This window comes from Streptomyces sp. NPDC096136 (assembly GCF_044763325.1).
GTDB lineage: Bacteria > Actinomycetota > Actinomycetes > Streptomycetales > Streptomycetaceae > Streptomyces.
The window spans coordinates 333,104-353,696 of the sequence record NZ_JBIWFZ010000006.1; the positions used below are offsets into that span (position 1 = coordinate 333,104).

The following is a 20,593-nucleotide window of genomic DNA, read 5'->3' on the forward strand; positions in this document are numbered from 1 at the left end:
CCCCCCCCGCCCCCGGCAGGGGACCGGCCCGTGCGGACGAGCCGTCGCGCGCGGTACGCCGCCCACCCGCGCCAGTGGCGACCATGAGCCACCGCGGCCCGCTTCCCGCAGGTAGAACCGACCCGGACACCGGGACCACCACCCCGGCCCACCGAACTCCCGGCCGGTCCCTCCCGCCCCCCGCATCCCCCACGGCGCGTCGGCGGGCGGACCGGCCGGGTCCGAGCCCAAGGCGGGCTCACCTCCCCCCGCAACCTCTCAAGGAGCAGACATGGACGAACCCCGACCCGCACGCCGGCACCTCGGAAGGAGCGCGCTGATCGCGACCTCCATCGCCGCCCTCATCGCCGGCGGTTTCATGGTCAGCGCATCCGCCGGCCAGGCCCCGTCCGACCAGACCGCGCAGGACGACACCGCCGTATCGCAGCTCGCCGAGCCGGGCGCCACCATCACCCCCGCGAAGGTCAGCGCCGACGCCTCGAAGGCGGCGACGCACACCGAACGCCAGGTCTGCGCCGACGGCGCCGGCTGGATGCGGCTGCGCTTCACCGACCTCACCCTCCACGGCGACGACGCGGTCACCCTCACCGGCTCCTCCGGCGGCACGTACACCCTCACCTCCCGCAACGGCACGAGCGGCAGCTTCTTCACCCGCGCCTTCAGCGGCGGCTGCGTGACGGTCACCCCCCGGCTCACCCAGGCCGGCAGCCGCTATTCCATCGATGCCTACCAGTCCGGCCGGCAGGCCCTGGCGGCGGCCTCCGTCCGGATCGCGGCGGCCGGCGACATCTGCGGCGAAGCCTGCAACCAGACCGCCCCCCTGGTGAGCGCCATGTCCCCCGCAGCCGTGATCACCGCGGGCGACAACGCCTACGAGTCCGGCACCCTCTCGGAGTTCAACGGCGCCTACGACAAGAACTGGGGAAAGTTCAACTCCATCGTCCACCCGGCACCCGGCAACCACGAGTACAAGACCAGCGGCGCCAAGGGCTACTTCGACTACTACCAGGGCAAGGGCGTCAAGACCGGCGACCGCGACAAGGGCTACTACAGCGTCGACGTCGGCGACTGGCACCTGGTCTCCCTCAACTCCAACATCAGCACGGGCGCCGGCAGCACCCAGGAGAAGTGGCTGCGCGCCGACCTGGCCGCGAGCACCAAGCCGTGCACGCTGGCGTACTGGCACCACGCCCGGTTCTCCTCCGGCGACCACGGCGACAGCGCCGGAACGGCCCCGCTGATGAAGGCGCTGACCGACTACAAGGCCGACGTGGCGCTCTGGGGCCACGACCACCACTACGAGCGGTTCGCCCCCGCCCTGTCCGACGGCACCAGGGACACCGCCAACGGCATACGCTCCTTCGTGATCGGCACCGGCGGCCGCGCCCTCTACAGCACACGGAACAGCACGTCCGGCCCCTCCGAGGTGTTCAACAGCAACACCTACGGGGTCGGGCAGTTCGACCTGACCTCCACCGGATACTCCTTCGCCTTCAAGCCGGTCGCCGGCCGCACCTTCACCGACTCCGTCAGCGGCACCTGCCACGCCAAGGGCAACAACCCCGGCCCCGGCCCCACGCCGACCCCGACCCCGACCCCGACCTCCACCCCGACCTCCACCCCCACCCCCACGCCGACGCCGACCCCCACCCCCGGCGGCCCGGTGACCTCGGGGGCCGCGTACCAACTGCTCAACGCCAACTCGGGCAAGGTCCTCGACAGCCCCTCCAAGAACGGCGAGGGCGGCAACCTCGTGCAGTGGACCGGCGGCAACTTCGACAACCAGAAGTTCACCGCCACCCGGAACTCCGACGGCACCTACCAGCTCAAGGTGAAGAGCAGCGGCCTGTGCGTCGCCGGCGCACCGGGTTCCACGAGCGACGGGACGGCGGTCCAGCAACGCACCTGCGCCACGGCGGCGGACCAGAAGTGGAAGATCGCCGCCGCCGGCGGGGCCTTCACCCTGACCGCGCAGCACAGCGGCAAGTGCCTGGACGTCAGCGGCGGCTCCACGGCCGACGGCGCCCGCATCGTCCAGAGCACCTGTGACGGACGCGGCAGCCAGCAGTGGAAGTTCAACGCCGCCACCTGACCCGCCCGCCGGACGGCCGCGCCCTGACCACGGCGCCCCGACCGCCGCGCCCCGACACCCCGCCCTGACCACCTCCTCCGCCGGAGCGTCACGATGTACCTGTCCCAGGCCAGAGCCGCCGACCCCAGCCGCGGCACCACCAAACCCCCCACGGCGTCCGCGACCGGAGGCGGCACCGCGAGAACGAGGGTGCCGGCCACCGTCCTGGCCCTGGGCCTGGTCAGTCTCGTCACCGACGCTTCGGCGGAGACGGTCACCGCGATCCTGCCCATGTACCTGATGTACGGACTGGGCATCGGCTACCTGCAACTCGGCGCCCTCGACAGCCTCCACACCGGCGCCACCGCCCTCTTCCGGATCGGCGGCGGGTACGCCGCCGACCGCTTCGGGCACTCCAAAGCCGTCGCCACCGGCGGATACGCCCTCTCCGCCCTGACCAAACTCGCCTTCCCCGCCGTCGGATCGGCCGCCTCGGTCGGCGCGCTGGTGGCGGCCGACCGCATCGGCAAGGGCATCCGTACCGCCCCCCGTGACGCACTGATCACCGCCGCGGTCCCCGAGACGGAACTGGGCCGGGCCTTCGGCATCCACCGCGCGATGGACACCTGCGGCGCCCTGCTGGGACCCCTCATCGCCTTCGCCGTCCTCCTCGCCGTCCCCGGCGGCTACGACACGGCGTTCCAGGTCAGCTTCTGCCTCGCCGCCGCGGGTGTCGTCGTCATCGTCGCCTTCGTCCGCCGCGACCCGCGTCCCGCACCCCGCGACCGCGGAGTCGGCCTGCGCGAACGCGTCACCTCCCTGCGGACTCCCGCCATCCGGCGCTGCACCCTGGCAGCCGCCCTGCTGGGCCTGCTCACCGTCGGCGACATGTCCTTCTACATCGGCCTGCAACACCGCCTGGACGTCCCCGCCGGAGCCCTCCCGCTCCTGCCCATCGGCACGGCCCTCGTCTTCATGACGGCGGCGGTGCCGGTCGGTGTCCTCGCCGACCGCATCGGCCGGTGGCCCCTGTTCCTGTGCGGCCACCTCGCGGCGCTCGGCGCCTACCTCTTCCTCTGGCTGGCACCCTTCACCGGCTGGCCGGCCGCCGCCCTCGTCCTCCTCCTGTACGGCCTCTTCTACGCCGCCACCGACGGCGTACTCATGGCACACGTCGCGCCCCTCCTGCCCCAGACGGCACGCACGACGGGCCTGGCCGTCGTCCAGACCGCGCAGTCCCTCGCACGGGCCGGCGGCGCGCTCGCCTTCGGTGCCGTCGCCGCGCTCAGCGGACCCGCAACCGCCTTCGCCGTGTTCGGCTGCGCGTGCGCGGCCGCGATCGCCACCGCCCGCCTCATCCACCGACCCGGGAAGGACACATGAACGCCCTCCGCACCGCGGGCGCGACCGCCCTCGTCATCGCCCTGCTCGGCACGGCCGCGGCCACCGTCGCCTGGAAGGGGAGCGCAGCCGAACCGGGCACCGGCGGGCTGCGCCTCACACAGCCGGGCACGCTCCTCGTCGTCGACGCCGAGGACACCCGGGTACACCAGAAGACCCGGCAGGGCGAGGAACTCGGCACCGGACCGGACTGCCGCCGCGCCGCCGTCGCCGCCGGCACCCTGGCCTGCCTGCACGGGCTTCCCGGGCCCTTCTCCTCCGAAGTGCGCATCTACCGACCGGGCAGGACCGAACCCGAGGTCACCCTGCCCGTGTGGGGCAAACCCAGCAGGGCCCGGGTCTCCCCGTCGGGCCACCTCGTCGCCTGGACGGTCTTCCGCTCCGGAGACTCCTACGCCGCCTCAGGCCAGTTCTCCACCACGGCCGGGATCTACGACCTGCGCAACGGCGCCCACTACGGCTCCCTGGAGGACTTCACCGTCCACGTCGACGACCAGGCCGCCCAGTCCGACGACCGGAACTTCTGGGGCGTCACCTTCGCCGCAGACGACCGGACCTTCTACGCCACCATGTCCGTCGGCGGCCGCACCCACCTCATGCGCGGAGACCTCTCCACCCGGGAACTCACCGCCCTGCGCACCAACGTGGAGTGCCCCTCCCTGTCACCGGACGAGACCCGCATCGCCTACAAGAAGCGCGTCGGAGCCGACTGGCAGCTGCACGTGCTGCACCTGCAGACGGGCCAGGACACGGCCCTGGCCGCCCCCGCCGGCATCGACGACCAGGCCGCCTGGCTCGACGACGCCACCATCGCCTACAGCAGGGCGGAACGGGGCAGGCCCTTCGTCTACGCCGTGCCCGCCGACGGATCCGGACAGCCCGTCACACTCACCGAAGGCAGCTCCCCGACCCTCACCACCGACGCCCGCCGCCCCACACCGTGAGGATCAGCCCGAACATGGACCCGCGTGCGCGCACCGCCCCCGCCCTGGTCGTCCCCCCACCGCCCACCGCCCACCGCCACCGCGAAGACCCCCGACGAGGCCGTCGGCCGTCGGGCGCCGTTCCGCGGCGCAATCAGGACCACGCCCCGACCAGTTATTCCGCTTCCTGCTCCTGCAACTGCGGGCGCCCCTACCGCGGGCGGAACGTTCCACCCCTCACCACACCTGGAGGACTTCCACCCGAAAGGGGCGCGGCGCGAAGAGCCCACCCCACCTCAAACACTTCCCATAAGCAAACAATCTCTCGCTCCGGGTGGGCCCGGGGCATGTCAGATCCAGCCGTTGCGCGCCGCGTGCAACGCCATCTGGAAGCGCGTCATCGAGCCTGCGCGGGTGTTCATCGCCTCGATGTGGCGGGACAGCGTGCGCCGGCTGACGCCGAGGAGCTCGGCGATGGTGTCGTCGTTGACGCCGGTGGCCAGCAGCTCCAGGATGCGCCGGTGGATCGGTTGCAGGCTGCACGGGGCGCGGTCGTCGAGGTGCATGGGCAACGCGGCGCGCCACGAGGTCTCGAAGAGGCCCGTGAGCGCCGACAGCAGGCTGGAGGGGTGGACCATCAGCAGATAGTCCTTGACCTCGGACTCGACGAACGACATGGAGACGATGGCCAGGCGCTGGTCGTAGACGGTCAGCTTGACGGGGACCGTGGGCAGGACCCGAGCCTGTTCTCCCGCCGCTATGCAGGGCTTGATGTTGACGGTGTAGTAGGCCGTGTCCTGAACGGCGGACCGGGAGTAGACGACCCGGTACTCCACGCCGCTGCCGAGCTTCTCGATCTCGACCGGATTGGCCGTGGCGTGCGTGTGGTACGGCGGGGAGTCGAAGCGCAGCACCTGGGACTCGGCGGCTTCCTCGATGTTCCAGATGCGTTCGGCGACGTGCGGACCCCTGACCACTTCGATCAGGTCCTCCGTCTCCTGCGGGGCCATGGAGCGCCGGTAGCCGCGGTAGGCCTGCAGAGCCGCCAGATGCGCCTGGTGCACCTCGGCCGACCGGGTGTCGGCCATGGCCTTCAGCGCGATCGACGGCTCGACGGGGACGTGTTCGCCCCCGTCGGCCCCCGCGGTGGTGATCAGGCCCAGCCTGCGCAGGTGGGCGAGGTCGCGGTCCAGTGCCCGGCGCTCGAAGAGGAGGTGACCGATCTCGTGCCCGCGCCGGTGACGTCCGACCCTCAGCGCCAGTTCTTCCGTCGCGCAGGGACCCTCGGCGAGCAGGGAGACGTAGATCTCCGCCTGCATGTGGGTCAGACCCAGACGGCACAGCTGGCCCCGTATGTCCTCGTCCCCCATCAAACCCCCCACGTGAGAAGAAACGCCAAGATCATCTTGGCATGGGGGGTGATGCGTACGCAAAGAATCGACTGGACTCGCACGGATCCCGGCACCCTCGCGCCCGCCACCGGCAACGCCCGCCGACGCCCCGTCCGCTCCTGCGCAGCCGACCGGAGAGCATCGCTCCGACCCAGGGGACAGTCTCAGCCGCAGATTCCGTTTACGGGGGTTCCATCCCCAGGCTGAACGCAGTTGGTCGGGCGACCTGAGCGGACACCGCCGCCGTCCTGCCGACAGCCGCGACGACCAGGCGGCTGCCGACGTCGATGACGACCTGCATTCACGCCGTACACCGGTAGCAGCGTTCGTCGGCCGTTCCGGGAACGCGGGCGCGACGCTGCTCCCGCATCGACGTGCGAAAAGTGCCGGATCGGAATGGTCGAGATGGAAAGCCGAAACTCTGGAGTCCTCAAGAAGCGGCCCGCGCCGAAATCCCTGCATCGAGACCGAAGCGCCTCCGACTCCGGCGCCGGGGACGGTGCATGCAGGCCGCGATGCGCGACGCCACACATGAGAGGGGACTGGAAGGGCACGCTGAAACCTGACCTGTCCACCGCACCCGAGCCGGGGGGAAGGTCAGGCTCGCAGTGACCGCGGCTGCTCCCATCAGGCGTGATGCCAAGTCGCCATAACGGGTTGGCCAGAGCGTCACATTGGCGACCTTGGTTTTGTACACATACTGCCGATGACGGATCTGGGGTCGCAGGTGCTTCACTGGTGGCATGACACCGAAGACTGATCCCCGTCCTCCTGCGGTTGAAATCCGCTTAGGGGGAATGCATTTGACCATTCAGCGGATACCCGCTTGGCTCCTCGCGCTGATCACATCAGCCAGTGGCGCGGCGGGAACCTGGTGGGTCCAGAGATAGCGGCACGGTCGGCCAGGGGCGGGGAAAACCCGACGCTGTGGACGGAGCCCTGAACGCTCCAGCCCTCGCATCACGTCGGCACCCGCCGGGCTCACCCGCCGACGCGGACGTAGCCACTGCCCGCCGTGTCAGTCCTCGGACTGCCTGGCAGTACGCCTCTGCGCCTCGGCGCTCGGCGACAGTGCGTCGCCGGCTTCACCGTCTCCGTGGCCGGGAGCCAAAGCTTCCTCGGCCTCCCGCCGCGCCTCACGGTCTCCACTCTCACCGGGCGCCTTCGAAGGCGGGGTCGTCACGTCGTTGCGCCGCTTCTGCTCGCTCATCCAGGACTCCTTGCCGTCCGTGCTCCTGTGCCGCGACTCCGGAAGGGGCGGCACGTTCTGTCTGCCAGACCGCCTGCCCCCCGACCGGACTTCTACGCCACCCCGCTCCAGGCCGTGTCCCGGCCCCGCTCCCGGACAGCCGCGCCTGCGAGGTCGGCACGGACGCGCCGATGGCGGGCCCGTCCGGGGCGGGGGTCGGCTCCGCGCACACCACCGCGGTGAGCATCCGCAAGGTCGGGGCGGCTTCCCCGGTGCGGGAGCCGATCTGCCGGTCGGCTTCCTGGGCGTGCGCTCCGCCCGCTTCGCCGCCGGCGCGGCGAGCCTCGGCCCGCGGAGGGGTTCCCGGGGGTAGGCACCCGTGTCCCGAAGGTTGCGGCGCGGTCGAGGCTGACCGGGGCAGGCCGGCCCGGCCGCTCCACACCGGACCAGTCAGTGCCGGCGGTGCCGGTTGTGGCGTGGTGGTTCGGCGGTCACCAGGAGGACAAGGGCGAGGCCGAGAGGGAGCAGGAGCATCAGCATCACGGTCATGGCCGCGCTCGTGCCCACCCCGGGGCCTTTGACACCATGTCGACCGGCAAGGAAGCCTTCAGCGTGACCGCCGGCGGCCGAACGGCACGTCGATGCCGTCGCGGTGCCGAGAGGGCCCGGCGGGGCCTGCCCAGCGCCGGTCGCTCTCCGGCTGCGGCCGGTCGGACGACGGGGCCCGGCTCCTTCGCCCCCTGCACCTCCTGCGCCGTCCCCCCTGCTCCACCGCCCCCTCGGTCCCCGCCTCCCGTTCGCCCGGCGCAGCGCGGCGAGTCTTCCACTCCCTCGACCGTTCACCCGTGACCTGCTTCGTACCGTGCAGGCGCGTGTACCTCTCTGCTGTGCAAGGCCGACACACCCGAACCCGACCCGACCACGTCTGTGCGGACACGAACTGAGCGGCCGACGGATCTTTCCGGTACCTGGCCCGGACGTGAGCCTCGGCGCGCGAACCCACGACCGGTCGGGCCCGGGCGCGCTCAGCTCGCCGCATGACAGGAGCCGGCTGGAGGGCGCGGCCGGGGAGTGCGCGCACAGTGGGATTCAACCGTGATCGACAGGGTAGGCGACGGCCACAAGATCGATCAGTTGGCGGAAGGTGATTTCCATGCTGATGGCCCACCCGGCTGTGCTCCCCGGCCTCGTCGACCGCTACTGGGCCTTGTCCGTACTCGATGCCGCAGACGACGCCTCGCCCGTACGCAAGGAAATACGTGACGTCGAGCAGGCCCTGTGCGTGGCCACGGGCACGGCCGACGTGCACGCCGCGTTGATAGCCGCCCGGCACCGCCTGCCCGGCGCGGGCGCTCTCGACGACTCCGTACTCGGCTCCCGCTGATCGTGCCGCCGCGGAATCCGCAGCGGCGAGTCAGGGCGGGTGGCACCAGGGCCTGGCCTGCGGTGGCAGCCGGAAGGACGCAGGGGCGGCGGATGCCGGTCAGCAGCGGCGCCGGCAGCGGCGCCTGCGCGGGCCCCACCGGTCCGACATCCGGGACCGGCCGGATCGAGACCGCCCGTCCCACGGCTCACCCACGCACCCGCTGCCGTGCATTCCGGTGGCGGCGTCCACAACGCGCCCCCAGCGGAGCGCTACGCGCCCACAGCCCGCTGCACCGGGCGCAGCGCGCATCCTTCCCGTCCGCCACGTCGCCCGGGCGACGGGCGAGCCGTCCGGCACGCACACCGGGCGGTAGTACCGTCACCGGCGGGAAGGAACCGGTGAGGCGGGGAGTGAGGAACACCTGATGTCACGCCACTCTCCGCCGCAGCGCACCGAGGACGGACGCCACGTCGTCATCAACGGCAGGCGCTGGCGGGCCACCGACCCGGAGCTGCCCGCCGATGTTGCCGGCCGCTTGCGCACCCACCTGATGGCGGCCCGGCGCGCCGTCGGCGCCGCTCTGCGGGCCCACGACGAGGCAGCCGAAAGGGCGGCCAGGAAGCGCGTCCAGACCGCCAAGGTCGCCCTCGGCGAACGCGGCACCCCGTGGTGGGAGCAGACCCGTGCCCAACGGCGGACACGGTGGCTGGACGGACTGGCGGCCTTGGACGCGGACGCCGGCCGACGCCGCACACCCGAGGCACCGTGACCCGCAGGCCCCCGCGAGGAAGGCCGGAGAGCGGTGGATCTGGGAACGTGGCTGCCAGGCGCTGGTGATGCGGGTGAGGGCGACGTGGAGCCGACGGAAGGCGTCCTCGGCTTCCGCGTACTGCTCGGGGCCCGGTGCGAGGGCCTTCCCGCAGGGACTCCAGCCGGTCGATCGCGGAAAGGGCTTCCCGGGTGTGCGGGGACCCGACGGCGGTGGGGGGAACGGCGGCCGCCTTCGCGGCGGCCATGCGGTCGGTGGGAGGCGGCTCCCACACGCGTTCGCGGGCTGCTCCGCCGCCTCGGCCGGGCGCTCGATGCCCGTAACGCACGTCCGTGCGTGAGACCTGGAACCCGGGGCGGGCAGCCGACAGGACGCCGCGGCCCGCCCGGCGGACACCCGGCGACCGAGGCGCGGCACGGCCGCACCGGCTGCGTTACCGCGTGGGGCGGCATCGTGCCCGGGGTGCAGCCCAGGATGCGGCGCGTGCGGGGGAGGCGCCGGGCCCGCCGAAGAGGAGCACGTCGGCGAGACCGGCGACAAGGTCGGTGACGGCCAGGGTCGGGGACCGGCCCCGGCAGGTGGGCACCTCCCTCGGTGCCCTCCTCCACCGCGACTGCCCCGCCGCAGGGCATCACACGCCCCGAACGAGCCGACTTTCACGACCACCCGGCCGCCACCTCGCGCATCCGGCGCCCGGTGGGCCAGCACCTCGACATCTGCATCCGCCGGCAGCACACTCCACCACTCACTCACCCGCACGCCAGCGACACAGGGGCCAGGACGACGCAGATGGGCCTGGCCGACACGGAGAGGCACACCGACAGGAGGAGGAACCATCGGGGCGCACTCGCCCACGTCACCCACTGGTCGTCATGTGGACGTGGATGGTCTTGCCACCGGCCGCGGTCGGGCGGACCTCCACCCGGGGGGCCGGGTGGTGGATCAGCGGCCATCCCCATCCGCCTGCCCGCCCCTGCGGGTCCGGGGCCCGCGGGCGCGGCCCGTGGGGGCGGGTGCCGGTGACGTCGATGTCGATGCCGCCCCGCGTCCAGCCCGGCCTGGCCGCCCACCGGCTGCCGCCGGCCACCACCGCGAATCCGTGACGATTCCGCCCGGGGCGTTCGCTGCGACGAGCCCGTCGCCCGGCACAGCGCCGCCATCCCCGCGCCCGTACGCCGCTGCGGTCCACTGCCAGGTGCTCGCGGACGGTCGCAACGCCTGAACCGACCAGCCGGCTCTACCCCCGGCGGGCCGTTTTGCCGGCCAGGAGGTCCAGCAGCGGTTCCCGGTGGAGGGCGGCGATCGGTTCGAGAAGGTCGGGGTGGCGCAGCAGGGGTGCGGCGTCGTGTTCGTGGTGGCCGGGGCGGGTGAGCCGTGTGAGCTCGCCGGCGTGGCCGTGATCGGCGAAGTGGTGGGCGTCGGCGGCGAGGGCAGGGACGGCCAGGAGGCAGGCGGCCCAGCTGACGACGGTCTCGTCCACCCAGGTCCGCCAGTCGGCGTCGGCGTCCTCGCCGTGATCGGCGCCGGTCAGCCAGTCCAGCCGGGCGCTTCCGCCCGGGCCCAGAAGGTGCAGGATCTCGGCGTCGAGCGCGGTCGGGTAGCGCAGGGCGGCGGCGAGGGTGACGGCCTGCTGGGCCTGGGCCTCGGCCAGGGCCCGGCTGAAGGCGCCCGGGGCGGGCGGGAAGGCGGTCAGCAGCCAGCGGGTGCCCGAGGCTATGACGGGTGCGAGATCGGCGGACACGGCGGCTTCCTCGGGGGCGTGCTCGCCCAGGACCTCTCCAGGCCTGCGAGCTGCGGCGCGAAGCTGCGCCGCTCCGCTGGTGGCCGACCAGCGTAGCCCGTACCGGCGGGCGTGCGGCATGACGCACGTCACCGTTCCTCCCGGGCGGCGGACGTACCTGCGGGCCGCCGCCCGGGACGGGGGCTTCAGGACGTGCCGCGGCCCGTCACGAAGTCACGCGCACGGTCCACCAGGCCGGCGCCGGGTGCGAGGAGCTTGCTGGCCGTGGGACTGCTCGGTGCGGCCGGGTGCGGCCGGGTCGGCGCCATGGCCTTGGCCCGGCGGATCTTGTCACCGAGATCGTCCAGCTGCTGAGGGGTACAGGACCGCTTCAGCATCGGGAAGAGGTTGTGTTCTTCGTCCTGGACGTGGGCGGCGACCTCGTCCATGAGCTGCTGCAGGAGCGGGCTCATGTGTGCGTCGTCGGTATCCGTCTTCTCCAGCCGCTTGAGCATCTTCTCGACGCGGCCGTGGTCCTCCACCTCCTTGTCCGCCATGGGGCCGCAGCCTTCGACGTGCTCACGCACGGCGGGGTAGAGGTACTGCTCCTCGGCGACGGAGTGCCGCACCAGCTCGATGGTGATCTCGTCGATGAGATCGCGGAGCTCCTGCCCGCTGCCGGTCATGGCCTGGATGCGGGCGAACATCTCCTCCACCTCCCGGTGGTCGGCCATCAGCTCGTCGATCACGTTTCCGCCGTGTCCCATGTGTCCTCCATACGTCCTCGTGGGCGATGGGGCCGGTGGGGCCCGCCCGGATCGGTTCCCCATCCGCCGCACAGGCGCCCGGACGCACCGGGAGTCTCACCCGCTGGGAGGCATCCGCTCGGAGGAGCATCGGCCCCGTTCCCGGACGGCGAGCGGGGCACACCGAGGGTGCTTCACCGCCTGCCGCGTCCGGTCGTCAGCAGCCGCCCGAGCGGCCAGGTCGTGATCAGCCGGTCCGCTCCCAGGCCGATCCGTGCCGCACGCGCGTAGCCCGTGCTCTGCCAGCGCAGCTGTTCGGGGGCGTGGGCATCGGTGTCCACGGCGAAGAGGCAGCCCGCAGCGGCGGCCATCAGCAGCAGGTCATCTGGCGGGTCGCGCCGCTCGGGCCTGCAATTGTCTCCACCGCGGTGCCGGCCTGCGCGCAGGCGCTGAAGACGGCCTCGGCGTCGAAGCGGGACGGCGGGCGGCCCCGGCCGGTGATGATCCGTCCCGTGCAGTGCCCCAGAACATCGACGCGCGGGTTTCGTGCGGCGGCCACCATGCGGGCGGTCATCGGCTCGGGCGCCGAGCGGAGCTTGGAGTGTACGGATGCCACGACGACGTCGAGCCGCTCGAGCAGGCCTTCCTCCTGGTCGAGGGAGCCGTCGTCGAGGATGTCGCACTCGATACCGGTGAGCAGCCGGAAGCCGGGGCCCAGCCGGGCGTTCGCGGCGGCCACGGCCTCCAGCTGGCTTCTGAGCCGGTCCGGGCTCAGGCCGTGGGCGATCGTCAGCCGCGGGGAGTGGTCGGTCAGGACGGCCCACCGGTGGCCCAGGGCGCGGGCGGCTTCCGCCATCTGCTCGAGCGGGCTGCCGCCGTCCGACCAGTCGGAGTGCAGGTGGCAGTCCCCGGTGCTCGCGGCCGCGAGGTCCCAGCCCGCTTGGGCGTCCGGGGCCTCGGCCTGAAGGCGGGCGAGATAGCGCGGTACTGCTCCGGTCGATGCCTGCGAGATCACTTCGGCGGTGACCGGGCCGACACCGCGCAGCCGTGCGGCCCGGGCGGCGTCCACCGGCCCCGGTGGCACGTCGCGCACGGCGTCGGCGGCGGTGTGGAAGGCCCGGACCCGGTACGGGGAAGCCCCGCGCCATTCCAGGAGGAAGGCGATCTTCCGCAGGGCCTCGTCAGGATTCACGGCAGGGGCGTTCCGCCGGTGGCGTTGACGATCTCACCGGTGATGTAAGAGGACCGGTCGGTGGCGAGGGCGGGTATGCGGCGGGCTTGAGGCGTCGCGCGAGGTGCGCGGTGGTCGCAGCGAGGGTTCTTGGTGGTGGCGGCGGTCTTCCCGGGCGTCTGGTGGAGGTCCTGGTAGTCGGTGGACCGCATCGCTTCGCCCACCCAGTAGGTCACGGCGTCGGGAGCCGGGGAGAAGCCGACGTCGTTCAGGCCCTGGAAGAGTCCGGCGCTGACGTGGCGGGCGCCCTCCTCGTTGCCGACCACGCTCACCGTGGCGGCCGTGCCGTAGGTGGGCATGCGGCCCTCGTCGTCGCTCTCGCCGAGCTCGGGGTCCGGGCGCTCCAGGACCCGCTGGGCGACGCTGGAGGGGCGGCCGAGCCGGATCGGGGTGGACAGGCCCGGGCTGTCGCAGCCCAGGGTCGTGGCGCGGATCACCGGCCAGGCGTCGCCGCGATCGGCGAGCGCGGCCATTGTCTGCTCGGCCGGCAGCTGGGAGCTGGACGGCTTTGGTGAAGGGGAGAGCGTACGGACGGGCGCAACGGCGCGCAGGGGCGTGGTTTCGGCGGTGGCGTCGAACCCCCGTCCGGCCGCTGGGGCGGGATCGTCCTTCTTGTCCTGGCCGACCTCGGCGCGGCGGGGGAGGTCGGTGTCGACCGCAAGCCCTCGGTCCTGGTTCATGCACTGCGCCTACCCGGCAGATCACGCCGCACTCGGGCGTCGGCACGGACGTGCGCGCGTCCGCCGCATGGGGGACCGGATCGCCGCAGGTGCGAATCGGCGGACGCCGTGGTCGCCGCGCCTCGGCCTGGCGGACGAGACTCACGCGCCCGGTCCTCACTGCGGATGATCTTCCCATCCGCGCCGGCGCGTCCCAGGCACACGAGGGCGGGACCGCATGTCCGGACCCGTTCGTGGAGCGGCACACGGCTCACGGCCGACCGGGGCGCTGCCCGGCCCTCCGTGAGGGCGTTCCTTCCGAAGCGACCGAGACCGTTTCGGTGCTGTGAAGGTGATTCCCGGGTCGCGGCCTCCACGCGGCGACCCCGGCCCTGTAGGCATAGGACGGCACTCGTAGGCCGAAGGACGTCATCCGACTCCAGCGCTTCTCAGCCCTCCACCCCGGCCCGTCCCGTCATCCGCCAGGACGGAACGAACCACGGGCGTGTCACATGCTGAAACATCTGATCGCAGCGGGCTCCCCGGGGTAGGCGGGCGGCATGGAAGCCAACGAGACCACTCCGCTGCGGGCGGTTGCCCTGGTGTGCACCCTGTCCCCGTCCCCGAAGCCGTCCTCCTCCCACCTGCTGGCCGAGCAGACCATGGAAGCGCTCGCCGGCCACGGCGTGAGCGGCAAGGTCATTCGCGTCGCCGACCACGACGTCCGGCCAGGTGTGGCCGTTGACATGGGGGAGGGGGACTTCTGGCCGGAGATCCGCGACACGATCCTCGGGACCGACATCCTGATCCTGGCCACCCCGATCTGGCTCGGGCACCCCTCCAGCGTCGCGCAGCGCGTCATGGAGCGCCTGAACGCGGAGATCGGGGAGAGTGACGCGGAGGGCAGGATGCTCACCTACGGGAAGGTCGCCGGAGTCTGCGTGGTCGGCAACGAGGACGGCGCCCACCACGTCAGCGCCGAGCTGTTCCAGGGACTCATCGACTGCGGCTTCACCCTGCCGGCGAACGCGGTGACCTACTGGGTGGGAGAGGCCATGCGGGCCACCGACTACCAGGACCTCGACAAGACCCCCGAGAAGACGGCCGCCACCACCGCCACCCTCGCGGCCAACACCGCCCACCTCGCACGCCGCCTCAAGTACGCGCCCTACCCGCCATCCTGACCCTGTGGGGGCACGGCCGGCCCGCGGCCCGGTCGTGCCCCCAGGGCTGGCGGTCACCGTACCGAGATCCGGGGCAGCCGGTCCCACTCGGTGAAGCCCGACCGGCGGTGAGGCTTGGCCGCCGAGCCGGCCCGCGAGAACGAACTCCTTCATCGCGCCCCCCGACCGGCGAGGCCACCAGAGCGGACGACGCACCGGCCGCGGCCTTCGCACCGGCCGACCCGCCCTCCAGGGCCACGATCTCCCACCGCCCGGCCCGTGTGGTCACCTCCAGCTGAAAGACCAGCGGCCACCGCGTCCCGGCCCGGTCCTCACCGGCGACCCGCGCCCGCGCCCGCGCCCGCGCCCGCGCCCGCGCCCGCACACCCGCACCCGCGCCCGCACCCGCGCCCGCACACCCGCACCCGCGCCCGCACACCCGCGCCCGCGCCCGCACCCGCACACCCGCACCCGCGCCCGCGTTCCGTCGGCCGGAACCTCCTTCCCCGCCGCCCGCTCCGTATCGGACACGACCTCCTCGACATCCACCCGCACACAGCCGGCAGCCGCCGGAGCCGACAGACGCACGCCGGGCGACAGGTAGCGCTCCAGCCCCGCACCCTGCCCACCCGCCAGGTAGGTCCGCAGGAACTCGCCGAACGAACCCGACGAGGCAGAGCCGGAAGAGGCGGAGTGCGAGAACGGGCTGCCGCTCTCAGAAGCGGTCTGGGCCGCGGAGACCTCCGCCGGCCGGCGAACCGGAGACGGCCACCGGCCCGCCCTCGCGGCCTCCGGTACCCGAGACCGCGAAGTACCGCACCGCCGGCCCGGCGCCCGCCGCGGACGCCTGCTCCGGACTCGGAGCCGCCGGCGCCGGGGGGCGTTGGCGAGGGCGGCGACAACCACCGTCCACCCCTCCGCGGAGAACGTGGTGCGCACGGGCACCACCCGCGTCGCGCCAGGCGCGGCCTCGCCGCGGCCGCGCTTGGGAAGCTGCACGGCGTGAGCCATCGACCGCAGGGCCGCGGCCACCGGACTGTCGGGCGCGGCCGCGTCGGAGAGTCACGGGTAGGGATCAGTGCCGCCCGTGAGGTCGCGCCACCGCCTTCTCCGACAGCCCGCCCCGGCACCAGGGCGACACGCTGGGCAGGGTCTTCTCCTCCATGCGGGAGGAATCGGTTTGAATCGCCCGGCGGCCTTGCCCTGCTCGCTCCGGCACGCTGCGCGTGGTGGTTCGGGCGGGTGGCCTCGGGGGGATCCGTCGGGGACGCGATCACGTCGGTCGCGCTCCCGGCCGGTGCCAGCGGGCGCCCCGTGCTGCGGGACCGTTACGGGTGGTCCTGCGGGCCTGGCGACGGGGGCTGCGACGTCGGTGCCGTCGCCTCGTTGTAGGCCTTCCAGATCAGGGGCGGGAAGGCGCTGCCCCGGTCGGAGTCGGGGCCTCCCACGCCCTGCATGGGCAGCAGTTGCGGGACGTCCGGCTTGGTGCGGAACATCGCGACCGAGGTGCTCAGCTCCTGCGTCGCGCCGATGAACCAGGCGGAGTTCATGCGGTCGTTCGGACCGGTCCTGCCCGCCCAGGACGGAAGCCGGTTCCGCTGCCCCTGGGGCGGACCGACCGCGCTCCAGCTCACCTGGCGCAGCGCCGCGCCGACCGTCGCGGCCGCCTCCGAGCTCATCGCCCGGCGCGGTTTGGGCCGGTCCAGGCCGTCCACTGCGGCGCCGCTCCGCTCGACCTTGGTCACCGAGTACGGCTCGGTGGCCCGGCCCTGGTTGACGAAGGTCGTGTAGGCGCTGGCAAGCCGGACGGCGCTGGGGGTGGAGGTGCCGATGGAGAAGGTCGGCTCCAGCTTGGCCATGCTCTCCTCGCGCAGTCCCGACGCGACCGCGAGGTCCTTGACCTTCTTCAGCCCGATCTTCTTGCCGCTCTCCACGAAGGGCGTGTGGTCGGAGTTCACCAGAGCCCCGTGGAGGCTCACCGAGGCCGGCGTCGGGCCCGACGGTGCGGGCCCGCTCGGCGTGGGCTGCGGGGGCTCCAGGGCCGCGGCCTCGGCGGAACGTTCCTTCCCTTCGAGCTCGTTCTCCATGGCGGCGGCGTAGACGAAGGGCTTGAAGGCCGAGGCCGCAGGCACCCCCGAGGTGTCCGCGTTGTTGGTGAAGTGCTCGATGGCGTCGGAGCCGCCGTAGACCGCGACGACCGCCCCGTCCTTGGGGCGTATCGAGGCGGCGCCGACCTGCACGAACTGGTCCTCCGCGCGCCTTTGCGGGTCCAGTCGCTCCGCGCTCACCTGCTCGACGGCCTTGGTCAGCGCGAGCACCTTGTCCTTCTCGAAGGTGGTGTGGACAGCGTAGCCGCCACCTGCCAGCTCCTTGCCCGTGATCCCGGTGCGGCTCTTGAGGTACTTGTTGGCGATGTCGACGAGGTAACCGATCTGTCCGGCCTGGCTGGTCGGTTTGACGGGGGGCTTCGGCTCGGGGAACCGGGTGTACGTGGCGCGTTCCTCGGCGCTCATCGACCCCGTGGCCACCTGGCGGTCCAGGATCCAGCTCCAGCGGTCCTCGGCCCGTTGGCGGTTCTCGGCGCTGAGGGACGGGTCGAAGCTCTCCGCGCCTTTGAGGACCGCGGCCAGCAGGGCGCCCTGCCCGGGGTCCAGTTCCCTGGCGGGGATGCCGTAGTACGCGTACGCGGCCGCCTGGACGCCGTACGCGTCGCGGCCGAACCAGGAAGTGTTGAGGTACCCCTCGAGGATCTCCGACTTGGGCCGCTGGTTGCTGACCTTCAGGGAGAGGAAGAGCTCCTTGATCTTTCGCTCGACGGTCTGGTCCTGGCTCAGGTAGGTGTTCTTCACGTACTGCTGGGTGAGCGTCGAACCGCCTTGGGTCTCCTCGCCCTTGACGATGTTGACGGCGGCGCGGCCGATGCCCGTCAGCGAGACGCCCGAGTCGGTGTAGAAGTCCGCGTTCTCCGCCGCGATGACGGCCCGCTGGACGGATTCGGGCACCTCGGAGAGTTTCACGTCCTGCCGGTTCACATCGCCGACGCTCACCATCCGGCTGCCGTCCGCCCAGTAGTAGACGGTGCCCTGCCGGCGCGCGGAGTCATGCGCGTCCGGGATCTCGACCTGCATGTAGACGGCGGTGAAGAGGCCGGCCAGGGAGGCGGCGCAGAGCAGGAACAAGCCGGAGGTCAGCTTCCACGAGGGTGTCCAGCGCCGCCAGCCCCGTCTGCCGCGCCTGGGGAAGTCGATGAGGCGGCGGCGCGCCTTGCGGGCGGCTCTCCTGCGGCTCTTCGCCCGGCCCGCGAGGCGACGTGCGCGCCTGCGGCCTCCCGTCAGCTCGGGGCTTCCGGTGTCATCCGTACTACCGGCTCCGTCCGCGCGGTGTTTGCGGGGCAGCCTCATGAGGGTGCGGACCTCCTCGATCGCGAGCCGTCACCTCGGGGGTGGCGCCGGACTCGGCCGAGAAGATGATCAAACCGGTTTCACGGTTGGGCCGTTCATGAAATCTTCATACGCGGCACTGGACTTGGGACGCCCCGATCGTCCACTTCGGCGGTCCGGTGCCGGTGGGGCGAAGCGGACCCCGGTGAGCCGTTCGGAGAGGTCCCCAAGCCGGGAGGCCCTCAGGTGGTCCTCGGCATGGGGGCTGCGCCGTACCGGGCCGGGGTGGCCGCACAGTTCGCCGCGGCCGTCTGGGCCGGTGCAGCTGTTGCCCGGCAGGGGCTGGGCCCGTCACCACCGCCGCACCGGCGCACTCGCCGACCACGAGCCAGGCTTTGCGCGAGGGCCGTCGTGCCCTGGCCGTGGTCTGCGTCCTGCAGGGGCCATCGCCTCGGCATCGACATCCGGCAGATCAGCCAGGAGACCGGCCTGCCCGAGACCATTCCCACCCGCATCCTGGGCATCCTCTGCGAGGAGGAGTTCGCCGACCCCGTCATCTGCGAGGAGGAGTTCGCCGACCCCGTCATCGACACCGTCTTCGCCCCCGGCCTCGCCCTGGACCGCCTCGCCCTGCCCGGCGGCGCCGGAGCCGCAGCCCGGCTCCAGCACACCCTGGCCATCATCCGCCAGGAGGTCGGCGCCGCCGTCTACTTCGGCCGCCACACCGCCGGCGACATCCGCATCCCCAGCCTCCACCACCGACACCACCCCGCCGGTCCGCGAGGACATCCCCTTCCGCTCCGCCTGCCACGCCACCGCCATCGGCAAATCCCTCCGGTGCCAGCTCGACCCCGCCGGCTACGCCGACCGCGTCTCCCGCTACAAGCCCGAGGCCTACACCGAACGCACCAGATGCCTCAGCCGCCTGCGCCCCGGCGCACCCGTCTACGACACCTTCGGATACGGCGCCGAATGGTGCTGCTCCGCCGTCTCCGTCAGCGTGGGCGGCGAAGCCGTCCCCCTCGCCCTGGCTGGCCGCCCTACACATGCCGCTTCGGCCGGATCGACGAGGCCACCGTTCCCTCGCCCGGGCTGCCGGCCCCGGCCGTCCTGTTGCACACCTGAGAAGACCCGCTGTGATCCTGACCGGCCCGGACATCGCGGCCTCCAGCGCGTTTCCCGGCGCGGCGCCTGCCGTCGCGATCGGCGGGCGCCAGTACATCGACGGTGCGCTGCGCGCCGGCACCAACCTGGATCTCGCCGCAGGCGCGCGTACGGCCTTGGTCGTGGAGCCGATGGCCCGGGAGGCGTCGGAGGCGACGGGCCTGGAGGGGATGGTGTCGCTGTTCCCCGACGAGGCCTCGGCGGCGGCACTCGGTCCCGACCCGTCGGACCTGTCGGCGTGGGTACCCGCGTTCCGGGCCGGGCTGCGGCAAGCCGACGCCGCGCGGGAGCGGCTGGCCGCAGCCCAGGGCGATCGAGCCCTCAGCTGATCTTGTTCATGGGTGGGGTGCACTCCAGGGAGCGCCAGATCTGCTGCGCCCAGGCCAGGGTGTCGGGGGCCTCGTGGGTGCAGAAGATCCCGGCGCCTGTGCCGGAGGGGTACAGGGTGAACCCGTAGAACTCGTGGCGCGGGCGGCCGTTGTTCTGCGGGGTCAGCCAGAACGCGTAGCGCAGTCCGCCGTCGGGCATCTCCTCACGCAGCCGTTGGGCGGGGCGGGTGTCGGGGGCGCCCGACAGCAGGGCGGTGAGGAAGTCGGCCTGGGTGCGGCCGGGGACGTCGTCGCGTTTCAGGCTGACGGCCGCGGTGCGGTCGGGGGCGTTGAAGTGGTCGTAGCCGTCGGCGAAGCCGGCCGTGAGTCCGGCGTCGCGCATCACCGACCAGCCGTCGCCGAGGTCGGTGCGCACGCCCACCGGCAGCGGGTGCGGGAAGCGGCTGAGGACCTCGTCGCGGTCCCAGACCTCGGTGAGTACGCGGGCGGCCACGGGGTGGCGTACGTCGGTGACTACGGGCAGTTCGTCCGGGTCGGCGACCCGCGTGGCGACCTCGGCGCCGAGCAGGTCGTCGCCCCAGGGCTGGATCCGGTTCGCGAACGTGCCCGTGAAGGCGAAGTCCGCGTACTCCGGCTCCTCCCACTGCGCGTGGGCCCGGCGCAGGGTGGCGTCGTCCACCTGGACCCAGGCGCCGAGGACGAGCTCGGTGTCGTGGCTGAGCCGGACGTGCAGCAGGCAGCGGATGAAGGAGCCGACCCCGTCGACCCGCAGCAGGGCGCGCACGCCGAGGCGGTGGATGGCCTCCTCGGGCAGGCCGAGGGCGGCGTCGGGCAGGTTGTAGCCGAAGTCGATGCGCCGCTCGTCGTCGAGCGGGTCACCGCAGCAGGAGCAGGTCGGGAGGTGGGTCGTCACCGGGGCACCCTACGGGGTGGGGTGGTCCGGTGCGGCACCGAGCCGGGGGCGGTACGGTCCGGTTGCTGCAGGCGCTGGACGCGCGCGGCCACCGTAGGCCGCCGGCCCGGCGGCACGTACAGCGGGAATGGCGCCAGGTCTCCCAGGCACTCCGCCACCGGCCCTCCAGGGCGATGGC

Annotated in this window: 15 protein-coding genes and 2 pseudogenes; 7 read left to right on the forward strand and 10 right to left on the reverse strand. The window is 72.7% G+C overall.

The genetic code is table 11. The annotated features are described in order from the left end of the window. The first annotated feature begins 271 nt into the window (after positions 1 to 271). The 3 genes from ACIRBY_RS16020 (at position 272) to ACIRBY_RS16030 (ending at position 4,416) form a co-directional block, all read left to right on the forward strand. Entirely contained in the window at positions 272 to 2,092 is a 1,821-nt protein-coding gene (locus ACIRBY_RS16020; RefSeq protein WP_403901006.1) for an RICIN domain-containing protein, read from the forward strand. A 93-nt stretch (positions 2,093 to 2,185) separates the two neighbouring features. Continuing rightward, entirely contained in the window at positions 2,186 to 3,454 is a 1,269-nt protein-coding gene (locus ACIRBY_RS16025; protein WP_403901007.1) for an MFS transporter, read from the forward strand. After that, positions 3,451 to 4,416: a TolB family protein gene (locus ACIRBY_RS16030; protein ID WP_403901008.1), complete on the forward strand. Its 966-nt coding sequence runs from the start codon at positions 3,451 to 3,453 to the stop codon at positions 4,414 to 4,416. Before ACIRBY_RS16025 ends, ACIRBY_RS16030 begins: the two co-directional genes overlap by 4 nt. A gap of 329 nt (positions 4,417 to 4,745) precedes the next feature. On the opposite strand, the gene ACIRBY_RS16035 is transcribed toward ACIRBY_RS16030, so the two are convergent. Both ACIRBY_RS16035 and ACIRBY_RS16040 read right to left on the reverse strand, forming a co-directional pair. Further along, on the reverse strand, positions 4,746 to 5,765 hold the full coding sequence (locus ACIRBY_RS16035) for a helix-turn-helix domain-containing protein (protein WP_403901009.1): 1,020 nt from the start codon (positions 5,763 to 5,765) through the stop codon (positions 4,746 to 4,748). Between the two features lie 1,039 nt (positions 5,766 to 6,804). Then, complete coding sequence (locus ACIRBY_RS16040; protein WP_403901010.1) at positions 6,805 to 6,996, reverse strand: hypothetical protein; 192 nt, start codon at positions 6,994 to 6,996, stop codon at positions 6,805 to 6,807. A 1,132-nt stretch (positions 6,997 to 8,128) separates the two neighbouring features. Here ACIRBY_RS16040 and ACIRBY_RS16045 point away from each other — a divergent pair. Both ACIRBY_RS16045 and ACIRBY_RS16050 read left to right on the forward strand, forming a co-directional pair. Next, positions 8,129 to 8,359: a DUF5133 domain-containing protein gene (locus ACIRBY_RS16045; RefSeq protein ID WP_403901011.1), complete on the forward strand. Its 231-nt coding sequence runs from the start codon at positions 8,129 to 8,131 to the stop codon at positions 8,357 to 8,359. 406 nt (positions 8,360 to 8,765) lie between these two features. Beyond that, a complete protein-coding gene (locus ACIRBY_RS16050) occupies positions 8,766 to 9,110 on the forward strand; it encodes a hypothetical protein (protein ID WP_403901012.1) in 345 nt (114 codons plus the stop codon). Positions 9,111 to 9,966: 856 nt separating this feature from the next. Here the strand turns inward: ACIRBY_RS16050 and ACIRBY_RS16055 are convergent. The 5 genes and pseudogenes from ACIRBY_RS16055 to ACIRBY_RS16075 form a co-directional block, all read right to left on the reverse strand. Next, on the reverse strand, positions 9,967 to 10,197 hold the full coding sequence (locus ACIRBY_RS16055; protein WP_403901013.1) for a hypothetical protein: 231 nt from the start codon (positions 10,195 to 10,197) through the stop codon (positions 9,967 to 9,969). A 150-nt stretch (positions 10,198 to 10,347) separates the two neighbouring features. Then, a complete protein-coding gene (locus tag ACIRBY_RS16060; RefSeq protein WP_403901014.1) occupies positions 10,348 to 10,851 on the reverse strand; it encodes a hypothetical protein in 504 nt (167 codons plus the stop codon). Positions 10,852 to 11,036: 185 nt separating this feature from the next. Then, on the reverse strand, positions 11,037 to 11,597 hold the full coding sequence (locus ACIRBY_RS16065) for a hemerythrin domain-containing protein (RefSeq protein WP_403901015.1): 561 nt from the start codon (positions 11,595 to 11,597) through the stop codon (positions 11,037 to 11,039). A gap of 173 nt (positions 11,598 to 11,770) precedes the next feature. Then, positions 11,771 to 12,768, reverse strand: a pseudogene (locus tag ACIRBY_RS16070) (PHP domain-containing protein). A 64-nt stretch (positions 12,769 to 12,832) separates the two neighbouring features. Then, a pseudogene (locus ACIRBY_RS16075) lies at positions 12,833 to 13,358 on the reverse strand (NADPH-dependent oxidoreductase); the annotation flags it as partial. A 668-nt stretch (positions 13,359 to 14,026) separates the two neighbouring features. On the opposite strand from ACIRBY_RS16075, the gene ACIRBY_RS16080 reads away from it, so the two are divergent. Beyond that, entirely contained in the window at positions 14,027 to 14,650 is a 624-nt protein-coding gene (locus ACIRBY_RS16080) for a flavodoxin family protein (protein ID WP_403901016.1), read from the forward strand. A gap of 1,307 nt (positions 14,651 to 15,957) precedes the next feature. Here ACIRBY_RS16080 and ACIRBY_RS16085 read toward each other — a convergent pair. Both ACIRBY_RS16085 and ACIRBY_RS16090 read right to left on the reverse strand, forming a co-directional pair. Next, positions 15,958 to 18,030: a transglycosylase domain-containing protein gene (locus tag ACIRBY_RS16085; RefSeq protein ID WP_403901017.1), complete on the reverse strand. Its 2,073-nt coding sequence runs from the start codon at positions 18,028 to 18,030 to the stop codon at positions 15,958 to 15,960. Between the two features lie 330 nt (positions 18,031 to 18,360). Then, on the reverse strand, positions 18,361 to 18,831 hold the full coding sequence (locus tag ACIRBY_RS16090) for a hypothetical protein (protein ID WP_403901018.1): 471 nt from the start codon (positions 18,829 to 18,831) through the stop codon (positions 18,361 to 18,363). Between the two features lie 314 nt (positions 18,832 to 19,145). On the opposite strand from ACIRBY_RS16090, the gene ACIRBY_RS16095 reads away from it, so the two are divergent. After that, entirely contained in the window at positions 19,146 to 19,502 is a 357-nt protein-coding gene (locus ACIRBY_RS16095) for a patatin-like phospholipase family protein (protein WP_403901019.1), read from the forward strand. On the opposite strand, the gene ACIRBY_RS16100 is transcribed toward ACIRBY_RS16095, so the two are convergent. Then, positions 19,495 to 20,415 carry a DUF2199 domain-containing protein gene (locus tag ACIRBY_RS16100; RefSeq protein ID WP_403901020.1) on the reverse strand — a complete coding sequence of 307 codons (921 nt, stop codon included), beginning with the start codon at positions 20,413 to 20,415 and terminating at the stop codon, positions 19,495 to 19,497. The two genes, ACIRBY_RS16095 and ACIRBY_RS16100, sit on opposite strands and share 8 nt — an antisense overlap. Between the last annotated feature and the right edge of the window lie 178 nt (positions 20,416 to 20,593).